The sequence below is a fragment of the Nocardia sp. NPDC056952 genome, from assembly GCF_042674185.1.
Classification (GTDB): Bacteria; Actinomycetota; Actinomycetes; order Mycobacteriales; family Mycobacteriaceae; genus Nocardia.
The window spans coordinates 273,055-297,090 of record NZ_JBHURA010000007.1; the positions used below are offsets into that span (position 1 = coordinate 273,055).

Genomic DNA, 24,036 nt, shown 5'->3' on the forward strand with positions numbered 1-24,036 from the left:
CACAGTGATTAGGGGTTTGCCCTGATGTGCTCGGCGGGGGTGGCTGGCTACCCTCGATGACATGGGCGGTCCTGAATCCCTCTTCGTACCCGGCGCCGCGACGGTCGGCCCCGTCGGCGACCGTGAGCTGCGTGTTTCCGATGCCGAACGTGAGCATGTCGGTCAGCTGCTGCAGCGTGCCGTCGGGCTCGGCATGTTGTCGCTCGGGGAGTTCACCGAGCGGATGGACACCGCGCTGGCCGCCAAGACCCGCGGTGAACTCAACGCCGTGCTGGTCGACCTGCCCGGTATGCGGGTGGCGGGCACACCGCAGCCCGCCGCTATGCCGCGCCCACGACACATCCCGGTTCCGGCCGGTGGGTCGAATCCGAGCGCGATCCGCAGCCGTTTGTCGGGGGTGCATCGACGCGGGCCGTGGCAGGTGCCGCCGGTGCTGCATCTCAACAACCTGATGTCGGGTGTGACCTTGGACTTCACCGAGGCGGTGATGCAGACGCAGATCGTGGAGATCCAGGTCGACGACTACTGCACGAGCCTCACATTGCTCGTCCCCGCGGCGGCCACCGTCGACCTCAACGGTCTCGATCTGGTGGGGTCCTCGGCCAACAACAAGGTGCGTACGGGGCCGCCGATCGGACCTCTGCACCTTGTCGTGCACGGGCGTATCCGGTTCGGGTCGGTGACGGCGAAGTATCCGTTGATGGTGCAGTGGCGACGGTTTCTGGGGTCATGACCCCGGGTAGTCGGGGAGACATCGAGGGCTACCCGGGCTGATTCGGGTAGGAACCGGGGGCTGACGGGGGTTTCTACTCATGTTCGGCGGGTGTCGGGCGCCGACGATGGGGAGATGAGTACCGCTATTGATCCCGCGCTCGTAGCGCGGCTCTCGGGGGAGTTCACCGCGCTGGGCGCCCGGATGGGTCAGCTGGGGGGCGATCTGGACGTGCTTTCCGCGCAGTTGCGGGCTGAAGAAGCGCTGCGCGAGGGCGAGGTGGTGCCCCCGACGTCGTGTGCGGCTGCTGTGGGGCCTGGGCCTGTTGCGGGGCCTGCATCTGTTGCGGGGTCGCCTGCTGCGGGGGCTGTGCCCGTTGCGGGCCCGCCGACTGTCGCGGGCTTCGGGCCTGTTCACGGCGGTCCACCTCGAGGCGCTCCCTTCGGCCAGGCGGGGTGGGCGGGTGGTCGGCACACAGCGACCTACGCGCCGGCGCCGGGAACGGCTGTGCCCGTGGGCGCGGGGCAGGGGCGTCAGGTCGGGTCCGGATGGGGGCAGGGAACTCATCCGGCTGGTCGACCCTTCGCGCCGATGCCGATGCCGATGCCGATGCGGGGTCCGGCGCGCGAGCCTCGGGTGCCGTGGTGGCAGCGGGAAGGGGTGATTTCGCGGGTGCTGGCGGTGGCCGGGGTCGGGGTGACCTTGGTCGGCGTGCTGATGCTGCTGGTGCTGGCCGCGCAGGCCGGATTCTTCGGTCCGGTGGCGAGAGTCGGTGCCGGGGCCGGTCTTTCGGTGGTGCTGGTCGGGCTCGGGTGGCGCGTTTTCGGGCGGCCCGGTGGGCGTGTCGGTGGAATCGCGTTGGTGGCCACCGGTATCGCTGGGTTGTATCTCGATGTTGTCGCGATGACCGGGTACTACCGATGGGTTCCGGGTGAGGTCGGGCTCGCGGCGGCGCTGGCGGTGGCGTTGATCGGGGTGGGAGTCGCGGTGCGGTGGCAGTCGCAGCCGTTGGCCGTGGGAGTGGTGGTGGGCGCCGCGGTGTTGTCTCCGGCGTTGACCACCGAGCTGATGTTGCTCGGGTTCCTGGTGGTCTTGCAGGCGGCAGGCGTTCCGGTGCAGATGCGCAGAGCTTGGCCGGTGCTGCACGTGGCGCGCACCTTGCCGGTGGTGCTCGCCGTGCTGGGGATGGCGGCGTTCAGCGGGATCGAACGGGCGATCTCCGGCACTGCGGCCGAGCAGCGGCAGGGTCTGCTGGTTGCCGCGATCGCCTGTGCGGTGGTCGGTCTGGTCGGCGCGCTGCTCGCGGTGCGGCGCAGGCCCGATGACATCACCGCGAGCATCACGATCGCGCTGACCGCACTTCCGGTGCTCGCGGTCGCCGTACTGTTCGACCGAATGGCGAGCGCCTCGATCACTGCGGCTCTGGCCGCTGTCCTGCTCGGCCTCGCGGCCACCGCGGTGATTCCGCGTCTGACGGGAGTAGGACCCGCCGCGACGACTCCCCGCTCCGCGAATGCTCCCGATGCAGGGGATGTTCGGCCTGTCGCAGTGTGGCGGATCGCGCGGCACACGGCACTGGTGGCGGGACTGACCGGTGCCGTAGCTCTGTCGCAGACCTGCGTGGCGGCGACGAGCGGTCACCCTCGACTGCTACCGACCACGCTGTTCGCGGCCGGTCTGGGGTTTCTCGCGGTGGCCGCCGTCAGTCGCACCCGGGTGGCCGCCGGGCTCGGTATCGCGTTCGCGGTACTCGGTGGGCTGGTGATGCTGGCGACAGCTACGCCGGAAACGCTTGCGCTGCAAGGGCTCGCGGAGCGGGAACTCGATGTCGCGACGGCAGTGGCGGCCATGGTCGGGTTGGGTGTGGCGGCGATGGTGGCGTGGACCGTGCCACGGTTGCCGCGGTGCGACGATCCGGGGCTCGTCACCGGGGTGTGGATCGCGGTGAGTATCGCGGGGCTGTACTACGTGCTGGTCGCCGCGGTGTCGCTCGGCGTATCTCTCGGCGGTGCCGATGGTTTCATCGTCGGGCACAGCCTCGCGACCATCGTGTGGATGGTGGTGGCCACCGGCGCACTGTTCTTCGGTTTGCGTCGTCTCGCCAGTTCACCCGCCGTGGCGAAAGTCTGCCTGGTGTCCGGCCTGCTGGTCGCCGCGGCCGCACTGGCGAAACTGTTCCTGTTCGATCTGGCGACACTGTCCGGCCTGGTCCGCGTCACCGCGTTCCTGGCGGTCGGAATACTGTTGCTGCTCACCGGAACCCGTTACGCGCGTGCCTTCGCCGAGGCAGCACCATCGCGCCAGGCCTCCTAGAAACAACGAACCGGCGGGGCTCGAAAGCCCCGCCGGTCGTGTGTCAGCACTGCGAACGTCAGTCGTCCTCGCGTCGGCGCAGCAGTTCGTTCACGCTCACCGTCCGGCCCTCGTTGCCGTGGTGGCGACCCTCGTCCGCGGCCGTACCGCGGCGCGACGAGCGCAGCTGAGCCATCCAGTTCTCGATCTCGTTGCGCGTATCGGCGGGGGATTCCGCTGCGGTGGCATCGGTTTCGGCGGCGGGGGTATCCGGGGACGCATCGTCGGAAGGCTCCGCAGGCGATGCGGCCGGCGTCGGAACAGCGGTGAAACCGGAAGGCGCCTGCCACTGACCGGGGCCACCGATCTGGTCGGTCGCCGGTGCCTCGCCGTCCGGTTCCCCACTGGCGGCCGATGTTTCGCCGGTTGCCGAATCCGGCTGCCGGGGTGAAGGCGCGGTCTCGGGTCGGACCTCGGTGAATCCGGGCGGCGCGATCTGCGGACGCACCACGTCTGCCGGTCGAGCCGAAGTCGGCCGGTCGCCGGAGGAATCGACGACAGGACGATCACGGTTCGCCTCGTCGGCCGAGGACGGGGTGACCGGTGAGAAGCGAGGTCCGCTGTCCTGGTCGGACGAGGTGAAACCGCGTGGTGTGCCGGGGCCGGTCATGCCGTTGTTCCACGGGGCGCTCGGCTGCGGTTCCACGGGTACCGCGGTGCCGAAGACGCCCTGCGGCGGGATCGGCGACTCGGGTTCCGTTTCCGCGCGAGCCGGACTGCCCTGGTGAGACTCGGCGCGATGCGCGCCGGGCGCCGCTGTGAAGTCAGGGCTCGCGGTATCGACTTCGTGCGGGCGCGAATCCGTCTCGCGCACAGGGAGATCGGCCTGCTCGGTCGGACGGCTCGGCTCGAACGGACGGTTCTGCTCGGTCGGACGGCTCGGCTCGAAAGGACGGCTCTGTTCGAACGGATGACTCTGCTCTGACGGACGGCTCGGCTCCGCCGGAGGGGCCGCAACGACCGGATCGGGCGCGGGGGAGTCGGGCGTGACCGGCCTGAGGTTCGACGCGGTCACCGGGCTGAACCCGTTGAAAGTTCCGCTCGACGGAGTCTCGCTCGGCGGCGCGGGGGGCGTCGCGTTCGGGGGCGTGTTCACGATCCTCGGCGCCTGCGGCGGGACGATCCCACGCGGCGGCGGTGTCGCCGTGTTCGGCCTGGCCGGGGGCACAATGCTGGGTCGCGGCGGGGAATCGGCAGGGGGGGTGCCGAATCCGGCGCTGTCGCCGGTCTCGTCGGGGGTCGACACCCGGGGAACCGGCGGAGTCTCGCCGATCACGCCGGAGGTGTTGTAGCCCGAAGGCGGCTGTACGCGTTCGGAGCCACGCGGCGCAACCCCGGTGACGATGCCGGGCAGATCGAGACCGGACCCGTTGTCGACCGGTCCGGGCCGCGAGATCGACGGGCCGGTGGGGGTTTCGGCGGTGCCGTTCGTGCGTCCGCGCCCGTTGGTCGAGCGAGCGGCGCCGCCGGGGCCGGTTCGCGGATCGCCGAGATCGGCGAGGGGGATGGGGGGTGTGCCGAAGCTCGGCCCCGAATAGCCACGGTCTTCGTCCTCGGTGGTATCCGGGGTCGAATCATCAGGTCCCTGAACGGGTTTCGGAGCATCCGGCTTCACGATCGGCAGTACCTGGGTCGGCTCGCCGGAAACGTACTTCGGCAGGTCGGGACCGGAGTCCTCCTGCTTCGCCGTGTCCTCCGGAGCGGCTTTCGCCGGCGTACCCGGCTTGACCACGGGCAACTCCCGGGTCGGCTCACCCGAGGACAACATCGAGGCGCGAGGACGCGTCGGATCGGGCGACATCGGCTGGCGCGAACGGGCGGGTTCGTCGGTGTCGGTGATCTTGTCGATGCGCTGAGTCGGGGCCTCGGCCTCGATCTCGGCGACCGTGCGCGGCCTGCGTGGGGTGCGAGCCAGCTTGGAGTCGGGGACCGCCGTCATCTGCATGGTCGGCGGGTCGGTGATCGGGGTGGTCTTCACCAGGTCGACCACGCCACCGTGTTCCGGGCGCTCGTCGTCGAGGATGGGTTCGCCGAGGCCGATCTTCTCCTGGATGCGCTTCATCCACTTCGGCGCCCACCAGCAGTCGTCGCCGAGCAGCTTCATGATCGCCGGGACGAGCAGCATGCGCAGGATGGTGGCGTCGATGAACAGCGCCGCGATCATGCCGTAGGCGATGTACTGCATCATCACCATGTCGGAGAACGCGAACGCGCCGGTCACCACCAGCAGAATCAGGGCGGCGGCGGTGATGATCCTGCCGGTTTGGGCGGTGCCGATCCGTACGGCTTCGGTGGTCGACGCGCCTTGGGCGCGTGCCTCCACCATGCGGGAGAGCAGGAAGACCTCGTAGTCGGTCGACAAGCCGTAGATGATCGCGATGATCAACATCAAGACCGGCGCGCTGATCGGCTGTGGGGTGAAGTTCAGAAGGGTGGCGCCGTTGCCGTCGACGAAGATCCACGTGAGGATGCCGAGAGTCGCACCGAGACCGAGCGCGCTCATCAACGCGGCCTTGATCGGCAGTACCAGCGAACCGAACGTCAAGAACATCAGGATCGTGGTGGTGACCAAGACGAGCAAGATCATCCACGGCATCAGGTTCAGCAGCGTATCGATACTGTCGGCCATCAGTGCGGGCTGACCGGTGACATACATCGTGACGCCGTCGGGTACCGAGATCGAGCGCAGGTAGTCGATCGTCGGCTCGGCGTTGTTGGTGGGATCGAGCAGGGTCGCCGAGGTGCGGAACACCTCGGGGTTGGTCGGCGACTTTGTCGGCACCTCGAAGGGGCCGACCAGCCCGGGCGCTTGGTTGGCTTCCTTCCAGACCTTGCCGATCGCGTTGGTGTTGTCCGAGACGAAGACCAGCTGGATCGGGTCGGTCTTCTTCTGCGGGAAGACTTCGTAGAAGTGCTCGAGTGCGGACCGGGTCGGATTGTCCGGCGGGAGGTACTTCTCGTTGATACCGCCGAACGACAGATCCTTGACCGGGATGATCAGCAGGAGCAGGCCGATCGTGATCGGGATGGCGATCTTGAGTGGATGCCGCATGACCCAGCGGGTCATGTTGCCCCAGAAGCCGTTCTCGACCTGCTCGGCGGTCTTGGTCTTGCGGAAGCGCTTGAGACCGAGCATGTCGACGCGCGGGCCGAGCACGGCCAGCATCGCGGGCAGGATCGTCACCGCCGTCAGTGCCGCGAGGGAGACGGTGGCGATGGTGCCGTAGGCGACGGACCGCAGGAAGCCCTGCGGGAAGATCAGGATGCCGCCGAGGCTGGCGATGATCATCGTCGCGGAGAACACGACTGTTCGCCCAGCGGTCATCACCGATCGCCGAACGGCGGCGCGCGTGCTGTAGCCCTCGGCTATTTCTTCACGGAAACGGCTGACGATGAACAGGCCGTAGTCGATCGCGAGACCGAGACCGATCATCGAGACGACACCGGTGACAAAGGAGTTGACCTCGGTGAAGTTGGTCAGCACCATGACGAGGCCGGTTGCGCCGAGGATGGTCAGACCACCGATGATCAGTGGCAGGGCGGCCGCGACGATGCCGCCGAAGATGAAGAACAGCAGGATCGCCACCGCGGGAATGGCCAGCACTTCCATCCGCTTGGAGTCGTGCGTGATGGTGTCGTTGAGCGTGACCGCGATGGCCTGCAGGCCCGAGACCTCCACGTCAACGCCGGGGATGTAGAAGACGTCCGCCACGGTGCGGTAATTGGCCATCATGGTGGTGTCGTTGTCACCGGCGATGGCGATCGACGCGAACGCGTGCTTCTTGTCCTTGGACCCGAACGCAGAGGGCACGGCCTGCGCGTCGCCCACCTTCCAATAGGTGGCGTTGATCTTGGCGATCTGATCGGGATACTTGGCGACGACCCCGGCCAGGCTGTCGACAACCTTCTTCGAGAACTCCGGATCATCGATCGTCTTGCCCTCAGGAGCGTTGTACATGACGATCACGTCCGCCAAGTGGTCGCGCCCGTATGACCCGTCGGCGATCTGCGCGCCCTGCACCGACTCCGAGCCAGGATCGAACCAGCCACTCTGGCTCAGTCGAGGGCCGAGCCCCATGCCGTAGGCGCCCAGCGCCAACATCGCCGCACCGACGACAACGATGACGGCGAAGCGGAAACGGTAGACCAGATCGCCCCAGCGGGTGAACACTTAAGCGACTCCTTGACCAGGGCGAGAAGTGAGTAGCGCAGACAGCGGCCGGAACGGCTGCAGCCAAGCGCCCTCGTCGGGCAGCGACTCGAGACTCACCCGCGGTAGCGGTTCGCGGAACACGCCGGGGATGTCCTCGAGGTCGACGAACCCGAGGGTATCCGAAGTGACCGCCCAACTCGCGTGCTCACGGAATCCGAGCACCTGAGCTGGGATTCCCTTGGCCGCGATGGCTTCCAGCGGTTCACGGAAGGCTTGGCCGTCGGCCGAGGCGACCATGATGCCGGCTAGACCACCGTCGCGTTGCCGGGTCGCGATGTGCGCGAGCATGTCGGCGTCGACATCGGAGTCTTCGTCGATCTTGGGCTTGGCGAACACCGCGAAACCGACATTGCGCAGCGCTTCCACCCACGGGCGGACCACGTCGGCGGTGCCGGGCGCGATATTGGTGAAGACGGTGGCCTCGGCCTCGATGCGACCCTTGGAGGCGACCGAGATCTCGGCGGTGCGGGCCAGCAACCAGCGGCCGAGGGCGTCGAAGCGGGGGCGATAAGCGGCGGTGGGACGTCCACCGAGGATGGCGCCGAGCCCCATGTCGAGGTTCGGCGCGTCCCAGACCAGCAGGACGCGTCGAACATCGGAACCGCTCAACGCCTCGGAACCGGAGCCTGCCTGGGCGGGCACCGGCATCTCGGGGGCGATCTCACTCACGCTCATCTGTCGATCTTCCCCCATATGAACTCGTTGATGGCGCTACCGGCACGCAGGCCTTTGCCTTCGAACTTGGTGACGGGCCGTTCGAAACCGATCGGCGCGGTAGTGCGGTTGGCGGCGCTGTCGCCGCCGGTGGTGTCGTTCAGGCCGGTGAACAGCGGTTCCTTGGAGCCTACTTCGAGAATATGTTCGGCGTAATCCGCGTGGTCGGTGGCCACGTGCAGCACGCCGCCGGGCTTGAGTCTGCTGGCGATCAGGGCGAAGGTCGGCGCCTGGAGCAGCCTGCGCTTGTGGTGGCGGGCCTTCGGCCACGGGTCGGGGAAGAACACCCGAACACCGATCAGCGACTCCGGGGCAACCATGTTCTCCAGGACGTCCACGGCGTCGCCGCGCAGCAACCGGATGTTCTCGATCTCCTCGCGCTCGATCTGCTGGACCAGCTGGGCAAGCCCGGGCTGATACACCTCGATGCCGATGAGATTCAGGTGTGGTTCGGCCTTCGCCATGGCCGCTGTCGCCGTGCCGGTGCCGGTACCGATCTCGATCACCAGCGGCGCCTCGCGCCCGAACCAGGCGTCGGCTTCGACCGGATCATTGGACACATCGCGCCCGATCACCGGCCAGGTGCGGTCCCATGAGGTCTGCTGATTCGGCGTCAGCGCGCCTCGCCGCGAGCGGAAGCTCGTGACGCGCGGGTACAGCCGGGAGCCGGTGAGCGAGCGCCTGCCCGCGTCGTTCGGCATCTCCGACAGCTTGTGGCTGGTCGGCTCGGCGTGGTTGGCGGCGTCGTTCACGTCGTCCATTGTCCAGCATGCGCGCAGCTGCGTCGCAGGCGAGTTCGGGGGACCGCTGATCCGCCCAGGTCGGCAGAAGGTTCGCCCCGCCCCGGCTCGGCGCGGATCTGACACAATGCCCTGCGAAAAGGGGGTGCGCGCAATGCCGACAGCCACTGAATTCGCACAGACACGACCCGCGGACCAGCTCGACGCGCTGATCGCGGTTCTAGGTGCAGGTCGCGGGGGTGATCCGGGGATCGCCGAACAGCTCGCCGCGGCGGCTGCGCGCCGTCGTCGTCCGCTGCACATCCAGATCACCGGGCGTGCGCTGAGCGGGCGGACCACCGTGATGGCCGCGCTGGCCTTGTTGTCGGCGCAGGAGACCGCGCCGGTCGATCAGCCCGAGCTGCCCGACCCGGTCCTCGACGGCGATCTGGTCATCTACGTGCTGGCCGGCGCGCCGCAGGCCGCCGACTACCGCCTGCTCGCGACCGTGCCGCAGGGTCGCGGCGTGGTGGTGCTCAACAAGGCCGACGCGGTGGGCGCGCGCTGGGGCGAGGCCGTGGCCGCGGCGCAGCGGCACGCGCAGGAACTCGGCCTGCCGATCGTGCCGATCGTCGCCTCGGTCGCCGCCAGGACCAGGTCGGGAGCGGTGAGCGCCGAGGATCTGAGCGATCTGCGCAGGCTCGCGGTCGGCCCCGATGTGCCGTCGGTGCTCGCCGCCGATCTGTTCATCGGCGTCGGCTCCGACCAGGAAGCGCGCAGACGGCTGATCGCCAACTGGGATCTCTACGGCGTGGACTGCGCGCTGTCGGCCCTGCGCGCCGATCCCGATCTGCCCGCGTCGGCGATCATCCAGATCCTGCACTCCGCGAGCGGGATCGATCCGCTGCACAAGCTGGTCCACCGCCGGTACGAGCAGGTGGAAGCAGTGCGCGGCGGCGAACTGCTCGACGAGCTGACCCGCCTGGCCGCCCGCGCGGTCCCCGGCGACGGTGGCCGCGCGCGAGAACTGATCGAGCAGTATCTCACCGGAGACGAGGCGCTCTGGGCCGGTCTGTGCGCCGGATTGGCCTGTCCGCAGGTCTCCCACCTGGCCGCGGGCTACCCGTCACCCGCGCCCGGCGACGCCGACGAGGCGCTCGCCCGCGCCACCCGCTGGCGTGCCGTCGTGTCCAGCGACATGCCCCCCGCTGCCAGACGAGCCGCGCTGCGCGTTCACAACGGCTATGTCAGAGCCTGGGAGCGGATGTCCAGTGCAGGCCTCTGAGGTCCCGCCCGGCCAACGCTCGGCCGTCGACGACCCCGGTGCCCTGCCCGAGGCGGTGGACGCGGTGATCGACCGGTGGAATCCACAGGGTGGCGCCCTGCTCCGGGCGATGGCCGCCGCGGGGGAGGGCAGCAGCGTCGACTTCTACGCCCCCGACGACGCCAACACCACCCTGCTGCGCACCGAACTCGCCCGCTTCGAACCCCATATCGACCTGGCCGATCCGACCGTGGGCAACGACCCGGCCGCGGCGCTCATCCTCTTCGACGCGGGCAGTGTCCTCGGCGCCGACATGTTCGCCCTGATCGACCGGCTGCGCGCCGCCGATCAGCGAATCCTGCTCGCCATGAACGGCTTTCACGCCTATCAGGACTGGCGCGCGACCCGCGACCGCAACCTGGAACTGCTCGCCGCGCGTGGCATCACCGACCTCGACATCGTCGCCGTCTCGGCCCGGCTGGCCGCCGCCGCCCGCGCCACCGACGATTCGGCCCTGCTCGATCGCTCCGGCGTGGCCGGACTGCACGCCACCCTGGCCGCGGCCACCGCGAAGGGACCGGCCGACGGTGCCCAGCGCCGCACCGTCGTCCGCACCCGGGTACTCGCCGACACCAGGGCGAGAATCGACGAACAGATCACCGCACTGCGCTCCGGCACGGACACCGCACGGATCAGGGAGGAACGCATCGGACTGGTCGCCGAGCGCGACGGTGGCCGCCAGACCGGCCTCGCCGCCGTGCGCAGCCAGGTGCAGCTCGCTCGCGTCGACCTGACCACCGAGCTCGGCGCGATGGTGCGTGCGCTACACACGCGGTCGCGCGCCGAACTCGACCGCTGCGACCGCGCCGAACTGCGCGCCTACCCACAGCGTGTGCAGCAGGCGGCCGGTGAACTGTCGGTCTCGGTCGACGCCGTCATCGACGCACGGGTCAGTGAAGCGGCGCGCCGGATCGGTACCGCCGCGCCGACCACCCGGCGCCGCGATCCGGCGCCGCGAGTCGGTCCGGATCCCGGTAAGAGACACCGAGGTGTCGAAGATCACCTCATGATCGCCCTCGGCGCGTCGGCCGGCGTCGGCCTCGGCCGATTGATCGTCGCGCCACTGTCGCTGGTCCCGACACTCGACGTGGCGAGCGTTCCGGTGACGCTGCTGCTCGGCGCGGGCGCGGCCTACTGGGTCGTGCGCGCCCGCGGCCAGCTCGCCGAACGCAACCACATGGCCCAGTGGGTCTCCGAGGCATTGGTGAACGTCAAAGCCCAGCTCGAACAGCGTGTCGCGGGAGTGCTCGTGGACATCGAGGCCGAACTGGCCGAGCATGTGGTGCGGGAATCGACCGCGCGGGCCGTGGCCGTGGATCGGCGTGTCACCGAGCTCGACGCGCTCGCGCGCAGGCTCGTCGCCGAGCGTCCCGCACAGCTGACGGCCTGTGAGCGTGACATCGCCACGCTCGATCGACTGTGAGCGTGGGATTGACCGATACACCTGTGGGTACCTGTTAGGGAGCCCGATGCCATATCGGTCGTCATATCGCGTTAACCTTGAGGCAGGAACCTGGGCGTCCGCTCTTGCCAGTCGATGCGCGGCCACCGTCCGTGTACGGCCTTCCTAGCCGTCTATCGGGGTTGTGCGACGGTTGGTCACTGCGGACGCCTTACCCGCCCATGGTGGCGATCGATGGATCGAACAACCGCCCATCTCAGGAGAGTTTTCATGACCTCAGCGACCATTCCTGGTCTTCGTGGATCCGACGGCACGGCGCCGACCGAGCACAGTGAACTGCTCGCCTGGGTACAGGAAGTCGCAGAGCTCACTCAGCCCGATCGCGTGGTCTGGGCCGACGGCTCCGACGCGGAATGGGATCGCCTGACCACTCAGCTGGTCGAGGCAGGCACCTTCAAGCAGCTCGACGAGAAGAAGAAGCCCAACTCCTTCCTCGCGCTGTCCGATCCTTCCGATGTGGCCCGTGTCGAATCGCGCACCTACATCTGTTCCGCCACCGAGGCCGACGCCGGTCCGACCAACAACTGGGTCGACCCCGCCGAGATGCGCGCCACCATGACCGAGCTGTACCGCGGCTCGATGAAGGGCCGCACCATGTACGTGGTGCCGTTCTGCATGGGCCCGCTCGGCGCCGAGGACCCCAAGCTGGGCGTGGAGATCACCGACTCCGAGTACGTGGTCGTCTCGATGCGCGTGATGACCCGCATGGGCCAGGCCGCGCTCGACAAGCTGGGCGCCGACAAGCCGTTCGTGAAGGCGCTGCACTCCGTGGGCGCGCCGCTGGCCGAGGGCCAGGCCGACGTGCCGTGGCCGTGCAGCGACACCAAGTACATCACCCACTTCCCCGAGGACCGTGAGATCTGGTCCTTCGGTTCGGGCTACGGCGGCAACGCGCTGCTGGGCAAGAAGTGCTACTCGCTGCGCATCGCCTCGGCGATGGCCCACGACGAGGGCTGGCTGGCCGAGCACATGCTGATCCTCAAGCTGATCTCGCCCGAGAACAAGAACTACTACGTCGCCGCCGCGTTCCCGAGCGCCTGTGGCAAGACCAACCTCGCGATGATCCAGCCGACCATCCCCGGCTGGCGCGCGGAGACCCTGGGCGACGACATCGCCTGGATGCGTTTCGGCAAGGACGGTCAGCTCTACGCGGTGAACCCGGAGTTCGGCTTCTTCGGCGTCGCGCCGGGCACCAACCACAGCTCCAACCCCAACGCGATGGCCACCATCGACGCGGGCAACACCGTGTACACCAACGTCGCCCAGACCGACGACAACGATGTGTGGTGGGAGGGTCTCGAAGGCGACCCGCAGCACCTGATCGACTGGAAGGGCAACGACTGGACCCCCGAGTCGGAGGGCCACGCCGCGCACCCGAACTCGCGCTACTGCACCCCGATGTCGCAGTGCCCGACCCTCGCGCCGGAGTGGGACGACCCGCAGGGCGTGCCGATCTCGGCCATCCTGTTCGGCGGTCGCCGCAAGACCACCGTTCCGCTGGTGACCGAGTCGTTCGGCTGGGAGCACGGCGTGTTCATGGGCGCCACCATGGGCTCGGAGCAGACCGCCGCCGCCGAGGGCAAGGTCGGCACCGTCCGTCGCGACCCGATGGCGATGCTGCCGTTCCTCGGCTACCACGTGGGCGACTACCTCAACCACTGGATCGACCTCGGCAAGAACGCCGACGCGAACAAGCTGCCGAAGATCTTCTACGTGAACTGGTTCCGTCGTGGCGACGACGGCCGCTTCCTGTGGCCCGGATTCGGTGAGAACTCCCGCGTGCTGGAGTGGATCGTCGGCCGTATCGAGGGCCGCTCGGGCGCCACGGCCACCGCGGTCGGCAACGTGCCCTCCGCCGCCGATCTCGACCTGGACGGCCTCGACGTGGTCGCCGCCGATGTCGACGAGGCACTCGCGGTGAACGCCGACGAGTGGCGCAAGGAGATCCCGTCGATCGAGGAATGGTTCGAGTTCGTCGGCGACAAGCTGCCTTCGGGCGTGCGTGACGAGTTCGAGGCACTCAAGGAGCGCCTGGGCTGATCCCCCGAACACAAAAACCGCCCGTACCGTTTCGGTACGGGCGGTTTTGCTTGTCCACAGTTCGTCCGACGATTCCCGCGAACTCTTTATGGGTACATCTGTCTGTGATCAGAGCGTCGCTGGTGGTGTCAGCGCAACTGTCGCTTATATTCCTCTCGAGCTGAAACCCCTGCGAGACTCCTGCACCGCCACGCGGTCAACGACGAGATCGACGCTGAGAGGTGGTTTGACGCATGACCGATCTGGTGACCGGATTCGAGTCCGACACCTATTCGAGCACGCCCATGCAGCGCGTGGCGGGCCGACTGGAGCGGGTCCTGCCCCCGGGCTGGCGGGTCGAGGTCGTCGACCTACCTGCCCGGGGTGATGTGGCCGCGCAGCCGGTTCTCCGGGTCCATATGCCGGAAAACTAGGAGGCGGAGTCGGTCCACCCCATGGGCATCAGGACCGACTTCTGCTCACAGAACGCGTCGAGGCCCTCGGGGCCGTTCTCGCGGCCGATGCCCGAGTTCTTGTAGCCACCGAACGGTGCGGTCGGGTCGAAGGCGTACCAGTTGATCGCGAAGGTACCGGTGCGGATCCGGGCCGCGACCTCGGCGCCGTGCTCGATATCGGTGGTCCACACCGAACCGGCCAGGCCGTAGTCGGAGTCGTTGGCGATGGCGATGGCCTCGTCCTCGGTCTCGTACGGGATCACCGAGAGCACCGGGCCGAAGATCTCCTCCTGGGCGATGGTGCTCGAGTTGTCGACGTCGGCGAAGATCGTCGGCTCGACGAACCAGCCGCGGTCCACGCCCGCCGGCCTGCCGCCGCCGAGCACCAGCCGCGCACCCTCGGCCTTGCCCTTGGCGATGTAGCCCTCCACGCGGTCACGCTGCTTTTCGCTGATCAGCGGGCCGAGCTGGGTGGCGGGATCGGTCGGATCACCGGTCTGCATGGTCTTGACGTGCGCGACCAGCGCCTCGACGATCTCGTCATAGCGACTGCGCGGCGCGAGGATTCGGGTCTGCGCGACGCAGCCCTGTCCGCTGTTCATCAGCCCGGAGAACGCGAGCACGGGAATGCTCGCGGCGAGGTCGACGTCGGGCAGCACGATGGCGGCCGACTTGCCGCCGAGCTCCAGCGACACGGTCTTGAGCTGCGCACCGGCCAGCGCGGCCAGCTTCCTGCCGACCGGGGTGCTGCCGGTGAAGGTCACCTTGTCGACGCCGGGGTGGCCCGCGAGGTATTCACTGGCCTCGGCGTCGGCGGGCAGCACCGAGAGCACGCCGTCGGGCAGGCCCGCCTCGGTGAAGAGGTCGGCGAGGATGTTCGCGGTCAGCGGAGTCAGTGGCGACGGCTTGAGCACCACAGTGCAGCCGGCCAGCAACGCGGGTCCGAGCTTGTTCGCGGCGAGGAACAACGGGACATTCCAGGCGGTGATCGCGGCGACGACACCGCGGGGTTCCCGTGAGACACGCGAGGTTCCGAACAGGCCGACTCGAGTCTCGTTCCAGGCGAACGTCTTCGCGAGCTCGGTGAGTGCGTCGAGTGCCGCGACGGCGGGAATCTGGTTGAGTGTCAAGGCCGCTAACGTCGGCGCGCCCATCTCCGCGGTGAGCGCGGCGAGCAATTCCGGCGAACGCTGCTCGATCAGCCGCGCAACCTTGGTGAGTACCTCCGCTCGTTCCAGTGGTGGTGTGGATGGCCACGGCCCGCTGTCGAACGCGTCGCGCGCCGCGGCGACCGCGGCGTCGACATCGGCATTCGTTACCGCCGGCACGCTGCCGACGGTCTCCTCCGTTGCAGGGGAGACCACCGAAATGCGGTCACTACCGGCCGGGGTGGTCCACTTCCCGCCGATGAACAGACTGTCGTAGTGCATGAGAACACGTTACAGTTTTGCGGGCGAATTGTCTGCAACCTGTTCTAATTCGCTGCGGCGCAACGACTGTGAAGATTGCGAATTCCAACCTGTCGGTTCGCTTTTCGGGGAAACGCACTATTGCGTTCCGGTGGTGAAAAGGGGATGCTTTAGCTACTGATCAGCTCGCTCGATTCATCGGACATTAACAGCGAATTGGGGAGACCGACTCATGGCTGTGCAAGTGATCGGCCGATCGTTGATGACCAGCGACCAGACCGACCATCAAGCGAAAAGTGTGGGCAGTGGCGGATGGGTTGTCTCATTCCTGCCGGGCCGCACGCTCACGATCGAGCAGGCGACTGCCGCTATCCAGGCCGCTGAGGCGGTCGCGATGGTCGGCGCGCTGGCCGATCAGGTCGGCCTGACCACGTTGGAGACCGTAGGCCTGGCGATTCAGGAATCGCCGTGGGTCAGGGTGTTGCCCGAGCCGATGCGGAGGTCGCGGCGCTTGAGCTGGCTGGCGTGATCATGGTTTGGTAGCTACCACGACCAGGTTGCTGACCAGTAGCTCGCGAATGACCGGAACTCGGACGAGCCACCAGGCCCAGTGTGGGTGATAACGCGGAAAAATAGTCCGCACGTCGGCTGAAGTCGTTGCTGCCCAGTGCAACCCATCGGCCGCGGTCACCGCGAACAGTGATCGGCCGAACCTGTTCTTCGGTTCGTGTCCGTTCTTGCGCCGGTACCGGCGGGCCGCGTACTCGCCACCGAGGTAGTGCCAGAGACCGGTCTCGTGCCCACCGAACGGTCCGTGCCACACCGTGTACGAGTACACGATGAGGCCGCCGGGCTTGGTCACCCGCACCATCTCGTCCGCCATCAGCCACGGCTGCGGCACGTGTTCGGCGACGTTGGAGGAGAAGCAGACGTCGAAGGAGTTGTCGAGGAACGGCAGTGCCATCCCCGATCCGCGTACCGAACCCGACACCCGCAGCCCGGCCGCGTGCATCTCCGACGGGTCGGGCTCCACCGAGACGTAGCGCGCGCCCACCGCGGTGAACTCGTCGGCGAAGTAGCCGGGGCCGCCGCCCACGTCGAGGACGACGGTGCCGGTGAGATCGCGGCCGGTGATGTCGGCGTAGAAGTCGCCGATCAGCTCCGCGCTGTCGGTGGCGATGCCGCCGTAGAAGCGGGCCGGGTCGGACTGCTCGAAGCGGAAGCTGGTGAGCAGGCGCAGCGAGCGGCGCAGAGTGGCCCGGCGCGCGAACCTCGATCGGTCGCGTCGATGGACGGGCTGCTCGGTTGTCGGCTGGGTGGCGATCGGCACGGGCAGGAGTTTATGGGCAGACCCTTCGGTCGCGGCTGGTGGTGGGGGCGTTGGGTGGTGGGGGTGGAGATCGGTGGGGTCTTGGCGCAATCACCTGTTTCGGCGTTGTGGAGTCGGAAAAACTGACTGGACGGGGTTCGATTGGGTGATTGCGCCGGGTTCGTCTTCACGGGGTCAGCTCGGTTGCGACGGGCTGATCTGGGCGGGCGGGGTCGATACAGCCGTGTTGCGTGGAGCACACCCGCTAGTGTGGGGGCCGACGTTTGTCTGCCACCGAACCGAATGCGAGCCCCGACCGTGCGTGAAGTCCTCCTACTCTGCTGGCGTGACACCGGGCACCCACAGGGTGGCGGCAGCGAACGGTATCTGGAGCAGGTAGGCGCCCAGCTGGCCGCGCGGGGCATCAAGGTCACCCTGCGTACCGCGGGTTACCCGGGTGCCCCCAAACGGGAGCGGATCGACGGCATCGACATCAGTCGCGCGGGCGGCCGATTCACCGTCTACCCCCGCGCGCTCGCCGCCATCGTGGCCGGTCGGCTCGGTATCGGCCCGCTGCGCGGCCTGCGCCCCGACGTCGTGATCGACACCCAGAACGGCATTCCCTTCTTCGCCACCGCGACGGGTGTGCCCTCGGTAGTGCTGGTGCACCACGGGCACCGTGAGCAGTGGCCGGTCGCCGGTCGCCTGGTCGGGCGGATCGGCTGGTGGATCGAATCCACGCTGTCCCCGCGCGTGCACCGCGACAACCAGTACCTCACCGTGTCGCTGCCGTCGGCCGAGGAGCTGTCGGCGCTCGGTGTGGACCGTGAGCGCATCGCCGTGGTCCGCAACGGGGCCGAACCGGTCCCCGCCGCGGTCGTCCCCGGCGACGACGCCACCCGCGCCACCCACCCGCGCATCGCGGTCCTGTCGCGCCTCGTCCCGCACAAGCAGATCGAAGACGCCCTCACCGCGGTCGCCCACCTGCGCGAACGCTTCCCCGACGTGCACCTCGACGTCATCGGCGACGGCTGGTGGGCCCCCAACCTGCGCGCCTGCGCCGACGCACTCGGCATCGCCGACGCCGTCACCTTCCACGGCCACGTCGACGAACGCCGCAAGCACGAGATCCTCTCGACGGCCTGGGTCCACGTGATGCCCTCGCGCAAGGAAGGCTGGGGCCTGGCCGTCATCGAAGCCGCCCAGCACGGCGTCCCCACCATCGGCTACCGCAGTTCCCGAGGTCTCACCGACTCCATCGTCGACGGCGTCACCGGCCTGCTGGTCGACGACGCCTCCGCCCTGGCCGCGGCCGCCGGCGACCTCCTGGCCGACCCGGATACCCGCCTGGTGATGGGCGAGAAGGCCAGAGCCCGTGCCAACGAGTTCTCCTGGGAACAGACCGGCGCCGGTGTCTTCGAGGTCCTCGCCGCCGCCGCGCGCGGCCGCACCGTCAGCGGATTGGTCTCCCCGGCCCGGGTCTAGTCGACTCGGTGACCCGCTGCCTCTCGATCTGCTCGCCGGGCGCCCGTCCGGTCCGGGCGCACAGCCGCGGCGATCAGTCCGGTGAGTAGCAGGGCCGCCCAGATCAGGTGGGCCGCGGCGGAGGTTCGGCGCTGGGCCGGGGTGGCGATGTCGAGAAGGGTGGGGGAAGGCACGCGGTAGAGGGCCAGGTCTTTGTCCTGGTACTTCGATTCGGCTGTGGTGAGAGTTTTCTCGGAGGCGCCGAGCGGGCCGGGGGTGGTGCGTTCGATCAGAATCCAGCCGACGCCGAGCGCCGCTAGTTCGGTGGCCGGGGCACCTTCGAGGAGCGCTTGCTCGACGGTGCGGGCGCGGTTGCCCTCGCCGGTCACCGCGTAGCCGCGGACTCGGAGTTCGCCGGTCTGCAGGACATCGTTGGGGAGGATGCGGGGAGCCGGGTCGAGGACGGGAGCTGTTCCGCTGTAGGGGAATCGGCGGAACATCCCGGCGGGAAGTACCGCTATGTCGCCGGGAGCGTCGACGTGGTCGACCACCTGTTGCCAGCCCGCGGGGTAGTGGACGGGGCGCACGGCGCCGCCGACTCCCCAGGCGAGGTCGGCCAGCGGGAGGGTGAGCAGAAGAATGAAAAGGATTGCGGCGGGGAGAAATCCGGTCCGGCCCTCGCGAATTTCCGGGTGTCCTTCGGCGGCAGAAGCTTCCGGGTCGTTGGCCAGAACTCGGCGGACTGCCACGGTGACGGTTCGGCACGCGGCCGCCGCGCACAGCGCGTAGGCGGGCATGGCCAACGCCACGTACTTCTGCGTATCCCGCAGCAGCCCGGCACCGGGAACGTGCACCACCAGCCATTCTCCGGCGGCCAGCCCCCAGCTGGTCGCGCCGAGGGCGGGCAGCACGATCGCCACCGCCGCGATCACCAGCAGCGCTCGCCCGTCACGTCCGAGCGCCCATACCGCCCGCACCCCGCACGCGACGATGCCGAGCAGCAAGAGTGTGCCGAGCAGGGCGAGCGGGGTCGTGCGGCTCGCGGGGACCGCTTCGCCGTTCCAGATCCCGCCGAGCCCGGCGAGGCTGCCGAGCGTGCCGAGCCACGGTTCGGCCCGTGCCGCGAACGCCGAGACGCCGGCCGGGTCCGACGGCTCGGCCCCCGATCCGAGCGCGGTCGCGGTCAGCCAGGGCGCGCAGGTCACCATCCACAGCGCGACGGCGGGGAGGAAGGCCCGCCGCCCGACCAGTGCGAGCCCGATCACCGCGGCCAGCAACGAGCCGGTCGGCGTCAGCCCGGCAGCGGCGAAACTCGCGGTCAGTGCCGCCCATCCACCGACAGACGCGGCGAATCCGAATCGGCTGCCCGCCCTCGCGTCTTCGCCGGATTCCGTGCTGCTGGTGGCTGTTCGGATGCGTGCGGCGGCGAGCGCGGTCCACGGGAGGGCGGCGTAACCGGCGAGCAGGCTCCAGTGGCCTTGGAGAAGTCGTTCCGCGACATAGGGATTCCACAGCGCGAGGGTCGCGGCGACCAATTGCGCTCCGGTAGAAGCGGAGACGAATCGTCGCGCGAGTACCGCCGCGCCGTATCCGGCCGACCACAGCGCGACGATCAGGATCGCCTTCACGAGAATTCCGCCGTCGATCACCGGCGAGAGCACGGCGAGCACGGCGTCCTGCGGAACGGCGCGGGGTGCGGCCGCGCCCACGCCGAGTGCCGAATCGGTGAGGAAGGAGCGGGGGGTGCTCACTGCGTCGCGCAGCAGCAGGTAGCCCGATCCGGCGAGCGGTCCGACGATGATCATCGTGAGCAGAGCGCAGTATCCGGCCACCAAGGCCCTTGCTCGCCCGCTACTCGTCACGTCCACGCACCTTACGTCCCGTCGGGCTTCGCCGTGGCCGGGGTCGAATAGGCGCTGTTCTGGGCCGAATCGCTCGAAGGTGAGTCCGCTTGGACTCACATTTTCGGGGTAGGCGTGATGGCCAACACAGTGAAGTGCGACCATGAGGCGTGTCCTCAGTCCGCCGCCCGCCTGTCGTTGCCGATCTGACCTGGGTGACGGCCGGCGCCATGACCGCCAACGTCGCCGGGTACCTGCTGCAATTGCTGGCCGCGAGCTGGTTGGGAGTCGAGGGATACAGCGAGTTCGCGAGCCTGCTCGCAGTGCAGTTGCTGTGCGCGGTTCCCGCCCTTGCCATGCAGAACGTGGTGGCGAGGGAGGTGGTGCGCGGGGCGTCGTTACGCGCGGTGCGAGCGATGATGTGGCGGTGTGCCGCGTTGGTCGCCGCCGTCGCGGTGGTGCTGATTCCGGTGGTGGCCGTGGTGCTCGACGTCGGCGTGTGGGCCGCTGCCGCCGCCCTCGGCGCGGCGCCCGCGTTGGTGATCCTCTCGGGTGAACAAGGAATCCTGCAGGGCGGCAATCACTTCCGCGCGCTCGCCACGGTGCTCGCGATGGCGGGTACGGCGCGGGTGGCGCCCGCGCTGCTCGCGCTGGCCTTCGGTGGCGGTGCTGCCGGTGCGCTGTGGGCGGGGGCGGGGGGCATCGTCGGCGCGGCGATCGTCGCCGGTCGCATCGCCCGCTCGACGACCGGGTCGGTGGATCCACCGACCGCTGGCAGCGGCGATGCCGGAAGCAGCCGGGAACCGATGACCAAGACCGTCGGCGTCCTTCCCGTGTTGCGTGCCGTGCAGGTGCAGGCGGCGCTGATGGCGCTGTCCTCGGTCGACCTGATCGTGGTTCGCATCGTCCTCGACGAGGTCGACGCGAGCCGCTACTCGCTGGGCACCATCGCCACCAAGATCGCGTTCTGGCTGCCGCAGGCGGTCGGCGTCGTGCTGTATCCCCGGATGGCCCAGCCCACCCATTCCGCCCGTGCGATTCGCGACGCCCTCTCGGTGCTCTCGGTGATCGGCGTCGTCGCGGTGCTGGGCGCCGCGCTGGCCGCCCCGTTGGCCCCCCTGTTCGCCGGTGCCGACTACGCCCCCATTCAGGGCATGCTGTGGCTGTTCGCCCTGCACGGTGCGATCCTGGCGGTCCTCCAGGGCGCTCTGCTCTCGGCCATCGCGGTCGAACGCACCGCCTTGGCCGCCGTCACCTGGATCGGCCTGGCCGTCGAGGTGACCCTGATGCTCGCCTTCGCCCGCACGATCGAATCCCTGATCGGCACGGCTGTCTCCGTAGCCGCGGTCACCACCACGATCGTCGCCGTCGTCGTTCTTCGCGCGGCCCGCACCCACCCGGCTCCGGCCGACCCGGTCCTGCACTGACCGAACCGGCCGGTTTCGCCCGGGGCGTCCCCGGAAACACAACAGCCCCGGCCGAAGACCGGGGCTGTTGTAGAGCGTTTCCGCCTAGGGACGCTTGTCGATGTCGATCTGCTCGGTAGGCGCGTCGTAGTCCCCACGGGGGAACTGCGTTGTCGGCGCGTCGTCGCCGTCCCACCGAGTAGCTGTGGTGTCATCCGGCGCGGCCGTGGGCGCGGGCGTCGGACGCGATCCCCGCGGACTCGCATGAGCCGCAGTGCCACCGCCGCGCAGTCCGAGGAACAACCCCGCCAGCAGCGCCAGCACACCCAGCACGCCGAACACGATCGGCACCACACGCCCGAACAGCGAGAGCTTGTCGGTGTTCTCCTTGGCGATGGCGATCTGCGACTCCACGGTCGCCTCGTCGAACACCAGGTGCGACTTCAGTGCGGTGACCTCGGGCTTGTCGCCGGACCGCGCGTAGAACAGGTGGATCGATTCCCCACCCTTGATCACGGTGCCGGTCTGCGGCTCGACCCACAGGTCACGCACGTTGGTGTAGTAGCGCGTCATGGTGACGGGGGTGTCGCCACCCTCCACGCCCCACTTGGCGGCGGGCAGGGTGAGCCGGTTGGTCGGCGACTGCACGACGTCCCAGGTGCTGGTGACCGGCGCCTCCATCTGGAAGTGGTACACCTTCATGTTGTTGATCTCGGTCTCTTCGATGAAGTTCGCGTCGAAGGACTTTCGCACGTTGATGTCGAAGTACGGGTAGGTCTTCTTCTCGGTGCCGATCGGGAAGCGGTAGCCGATGCCGGTGTGTTGCACCGGCTCCATGACGCTGCCGTCCTTGTTCACGGTCACCGCGATCGACCCGTTGGGGTCGGTGTCCACCGGCATGCCGGTGGTGCGCGAGATGGTGACGCGGTCGATGGCGGCGGTGAGCAGGCCGGTATCGCCCTGCACGTCGGTGCGCCGCAATGTCTGGCCTGCCTGCAGCGTCATCTCGTCGGCGTCGGAGGGCTCCTCGACGGTGACGAAACGCTGGGAGATCAGCGGCACATCCTTGTTCACCACGGCGGCACCGTCACCGGAGGTCAACGACTTGGAGTCGAGGACGAGGCTCTCCTCGCCCTTCTGATTCTCCGCGATCGTCGTGATCTCGAGATCGAGTGGAGTCTTGGCGACTTTGCTCACCGTGTAGGTGGGGATCATCAGCGCGGCGACGAGTAACGCCGCGCCCAGACCCACGAGCACGCAGGCGACCGTTCTTCTGGTACCGGCACTCAGTGCCATGCAAACTCTCCTCGTCGTTCGAACACGGATGGCCCGGTGGTCTGGTATTGCACCACAGGCACTCGTGAGCCCCGACACTAACAGCCCAGGCCGCGAAGGTGCGGTGCTGTGCCGTGGAAATCGCCGACACGGCAGACTGGACCCCGATGACGACCGCCACCGCTCCCGTTTCGCGCCCGCGCGCCTTCATTCCCGCCCTCGAAGGGATGCGCGGGATGGCGGCGCTCGGTGTGCTGGTCACCCACGTCGCGTTCCAGACCGGAACGACCGGGATGCCGGTCCTCGGCCCGATCCTGGAACGCTTCGATATGGCGGTCGCGGTGTTCTTCGCGCTGTCGGGTTTCCTGCTGTGGCGCCCGCACGCGGCGGCCGCGCACGGGCTCGGCCGCGCACCGCGGACCTCTCGCTACCTGTTGCACCGGGTGGCCAGGGTGATGCCCGCGTACTGGGTCGTCGTGGTGTTCGTGCTGCTGTTGCTGCCCGGCGCGGCGCATTCGGCGAACCTGCGGGTGTGGGTGTCGAATCTGTTCCTGCTGCAGGTGTTCGTGCCGTTGACATTGACCGATGGGCTCACCCAGATGTGGAGCCTGTCGGTGGAGATGGCTTTCTACCTGGTGCTGCCGGTGCTGGCCTGGCTGGTCGTGCGACTGCGCGGCGCTGCGGCGCGGTGGCGGGTGCCGGTGCTGTGCGGGCTGGTCGCGGTGTGTCTGACCTGGAATCTGTGGCCGATCCCGACGCCGGACGCGATCCACGCCGACAACTGGCTGCCCGCCTACCTGCCGTGGTTCGCGGCGGGGATGCTCCTGGCGGAACTGATCCACCTCGTGCGACCCGAGGTCCGGTGGGCGCGAGTGCTGTCGAGTCAGCCGCTGATGTGGGCGGTGGCGCTCGCCGCGTTCCTGCTCTCGGCGACCGAGTTCGGCGGTCCGGCCGGTCTGGAACGCGCGCAACCGTGGCAGTACGCGATGAAGATGGCGCTGGGCATGATCTTCGGGTTCTGCCTGCTCGCACCCCTGGTGCTGCGGCAATCCGGCGCCCCGCACCGCTGGCTGGAATCGCGCACCGCCGCGATGCTCGGCCGCTGGTCCTACGGCATCTTCCTGTGGCACCTGGTGGTGCTCACCGTGGTCTTCCCGGTCTTCGGCATCGTGCCCTTCAACGGTGACTTCCTCTACGTGATCACCCTGACCACCGCGCTCACGCTCCCGTTGGCCGCCGCGAGCTTCGCCCTGATCGAGGAACCGGCCCGCCGCTGGGCGGCCCGGTGGGATCGGCGGGCCGGGTCCGCGCGCGTCGACGAACACCGGCCGGAATCGGCGCAGCGTCCGGCGGTGCGCTGAG

17 protein-coding genes are annotated in these 24,036 nt (G+C 68.6%); 10 read left to right on the plus strand and 7 right to left on the minus strand.

The annotated features are described in order from the left end of the window. The first annotated feature begins 61 nt into the window (after positions 1-61). Both ACFTS5_RS24570 and ACFTS5_RS24575 read left to right on the plus strand, forming a co-directional pair. Complete coding sequence (locus ACFTS5_RS24570; protein ID WP_378635030.1) at positions 62-733, plus strand: DUF1707 domain-containing protein; 672 nt, start codon at positions 62-64, stop codon at positions 731-733. Positions 734-1,303: 570 nt separating this feature from the next. After that, complete coding sequence (locus tag ACFTS5_RS24575) at positions 1,304-3,025, plus strand: DUF2339 domain-containing protein (RefSeq protein WP_378635033.1); 1,722 nt, start codon at positions 1,304-1,306, stop codon at positions 3,023-3,025. A 58-nt stretch (positions 3,026-3,083) separates the two neighbouring features. Here ACFTS5_RS24575 and ACFTS5_RS24580 read toward each other — a convergent pair whose 3' ends face one another. Genes ACFTS5_RS24580 through trmB form a run of 3 tightly spaced genes read right to left on the minus strand, consistent with a single transcriptional unit; the run spans position 3,084 to position 8,752 of the window. Further along, positions 3,084-7,235, minus strand: a complete 4,152-nt coding sequence (locus ACFTS5_RS24580; RefSeq protein ID WP_378635036.1) for an MMPL family transporter — start codon at positions 7,233-7,235, stop codon at positions 3,084-3,086. Beyond that, complete coding sequence (locus tag ACFTS5_RS24585; protein ID WP_082844190.1) at positions 7,236-7,952, minus strand: NYN domain-containing protein; 717 nt, start codon at positions 7,950-7,952, stop codon at positions 7,236-7,238. Next, entirely contained in the window at positions 7,949-8,752 is an 804-nt protein-coding gene (gene trmB / locus ACFTS5_RS24590) for a tRNA (guanosine(46)-N7)-methyltransferase TrmB (protein ID WP_378635039.1), read from the minus strand. Before trmB ends, ACFTS5_RS24585 begins: the two co-directional genes overlap by 4 nt. Positions 8,753-8,885: 133 nt before the next feature. Here trmB and ACFTS5_RS24595 point away from each other — a divergent pair, with 133 nt between their 5' ends. The 4 genes from ACFTS5_RS24595 (at position 8,886) to ACFTS5_RS24610 (ending at position 13,949) form a co-directional block, all read left to right on the plus strand. Then, the gene (locus ACFTS5_RS24595) at positions 8,886-9,995 is read left to right on the plus strand and encodes a hypothetical protein (RefSeq protein ID WP_378635041.1); all 1,110 of its coding nucleotides are present in this window, start codon (positions 8,886-8,888) and stop codon (positions 9,993-9,995) included. After that, complete coding sequence (locus tag ACFTS5_RS24600) at positions 9,982-11,457, plus strand: hypothetical protein (protein WP_378635043.1); 1,476 nt, start codon at positions 9,982-9,984, stop codon at positions 11,455-11,457. The genes ACFTS5_RS24595 and ACFTS5_RS24600 overlap by 14 nt, the downstream gene beginning before the upstream one ends. A gap of 249 nt (positions 11,458-11,706) precedes the next feature. Continuing rightward, positions 11,707-13,536: a phosphoenolpyruvate carboxykinase (GTP) gene (locus ACFTS5_RS24605; RefSeq protein WP_378635046.1), complete on the plus strand. Its 1,830-nt coding sequence runs from the start codon at positions 11,707-11,709 to the stop codon at positions 13,534-13,536. A 233-nt stretch (positions 13,537-13,769) separates the two neighbouring features. Next, complete coding sequence (locus tag ACFTS5_RS24610; RefSeq protein WP_378635048.1) at positions 13,770-13,949, plus strand: hypothetical protein; 180 nt, start codon at positions 13,770-13,772, stop codon at positions 13,947-13,949. Here ACFTS5_RS24610 and ACFTS5_RS24615 read toward each other — a convergent pair. Then, positions 13,946-15,400, minus strand: a complete 1,455-nt coding sequence (locus ACFTS5_RS24615) for an aldehyde dehydrogenase (RefSeq protein WP_378635051.1) — start codon at positions 15,398-15,400, stop codon at positions 13,946-13,948. The two genes, ACFTS5_RS24610 and ACFTS5_RS24615, sit on opposite strands and share 4 nt — an antisense overlap. Positions 15,401-15,611: 211 nt before the next feature. Here ACFTS5_RS24615 and ACFTS5_RS24620 point away from each other — a divergent pair, with 211 nt between their 5' ends. Further along, positions 15,612-15,908 (plus strand): hypothetical protein, encoded by a 297-nt coding sequence (locus ACFTS5_RS24620; protein WP_056823697.1) that lies wholly within the window; start codon positions 15,612-15,614, stop codon positions 15,906-15,908. On the opposite strand, the gene ACFTS5_RS24625 is transcribed toward ACFTS5_RS24620, so the two are convergent. Next, positions 15,909-16,709, minus strand: a complete 801-nt coding sequence (locus tag ACFTS5_RS24625; RefSeq protein WP_378635054.1) for a methyltransferase domain-containing protein — start codon at positions 16,707-16,709, stop codon at positions 15,909-15,911. Between the two features lie 297 nt (positions 16,710-17,006). Here ACFTS5_RS24625 and ACFTS5_RS24630 point away from each other — a divergent pair, with 297 nt between their 5' ends. Next, complete coding sequence (locus ACFTS5_RS24630; protein WP_378635057.1) at positions 17,007-18,173, plus strand: glycosyltransferase family 4 protein; 1,167 nt, start codon at positions 17,007-17,009, stop codon at positions 18,171-18,173. On the opposite strand, the gene ACFTS5_RS24635 is transcribed toward ACFTS5_RS24630, so the two are convergent. Further along, positions 18,170-20,014 (minus strand): hypothetical protein, encoded by a 1,845-nt coding sequence (locus ACFTS5_RS24635; RefSeq protein WP_378635060.1) that lies wholly within the window; start codon positions 20,012-20,014, stop codon positions 18,170-18,172. The two genes, ACFTS5_RS24630 and ACFTS5_RS24635, sit on opposite strands and share 4 nt — an antisense overlap. Before the next feature lie 209 nt (positions 20,015-20,223). On the opposite strand from ACFTS5_RS24635, the gene ACFTS5_RS24640 reads away from it, so the two are divergent. Further along, positions 20,224-21,420 (plus strand): polysaccharide biosynthesis protein, encoded by a 1,197-nt coding sequence (locus tag ACFTS5_RS24640; RefSeq protein ID WP_378635283.1) that lies wholly within the window; start codon positions 20,224-20,226, stop codon positions 21,418-21,420. 84 nt (positions 21,421-21,504) lie between these two features. Here ACFTS5_RS24640 and ACFTS5_RS24645 read toward each other — a convergent pair whose 3' ends face one another. Beyond that, positions 21,505-22,695 carry a DUF3068 domain-containing protein gene (locus ACFTS5_RS24645; protein WP_378635063.1) on the minus strand — a complete coding sequence of 397 codons (1,191 nt, stop codon included), beginning with the start codon at positions 22,693-22,695 and terminating at the stop codon, positions 21,505-21,507. Between the two features lie 146 nt (positions 22,696-22,841). On the opposite strand from ACFTS5_RS24645, the gene ACFTS5_RS24650 reads away from it, so the two are divergent. Beyond that, positions 22,842-24,035: an acyltransferase family protein gene (locus ACFTS5_RS24650; protein ID WP_378635066.1), complete on the plus strand. Its 1,194-nt coding sequence runs from the start codon at positions 22,842-22,844 to the stop codon at positions 24,033-24,035. Position 24,036 lies beyond the last annotated feature (1 nt).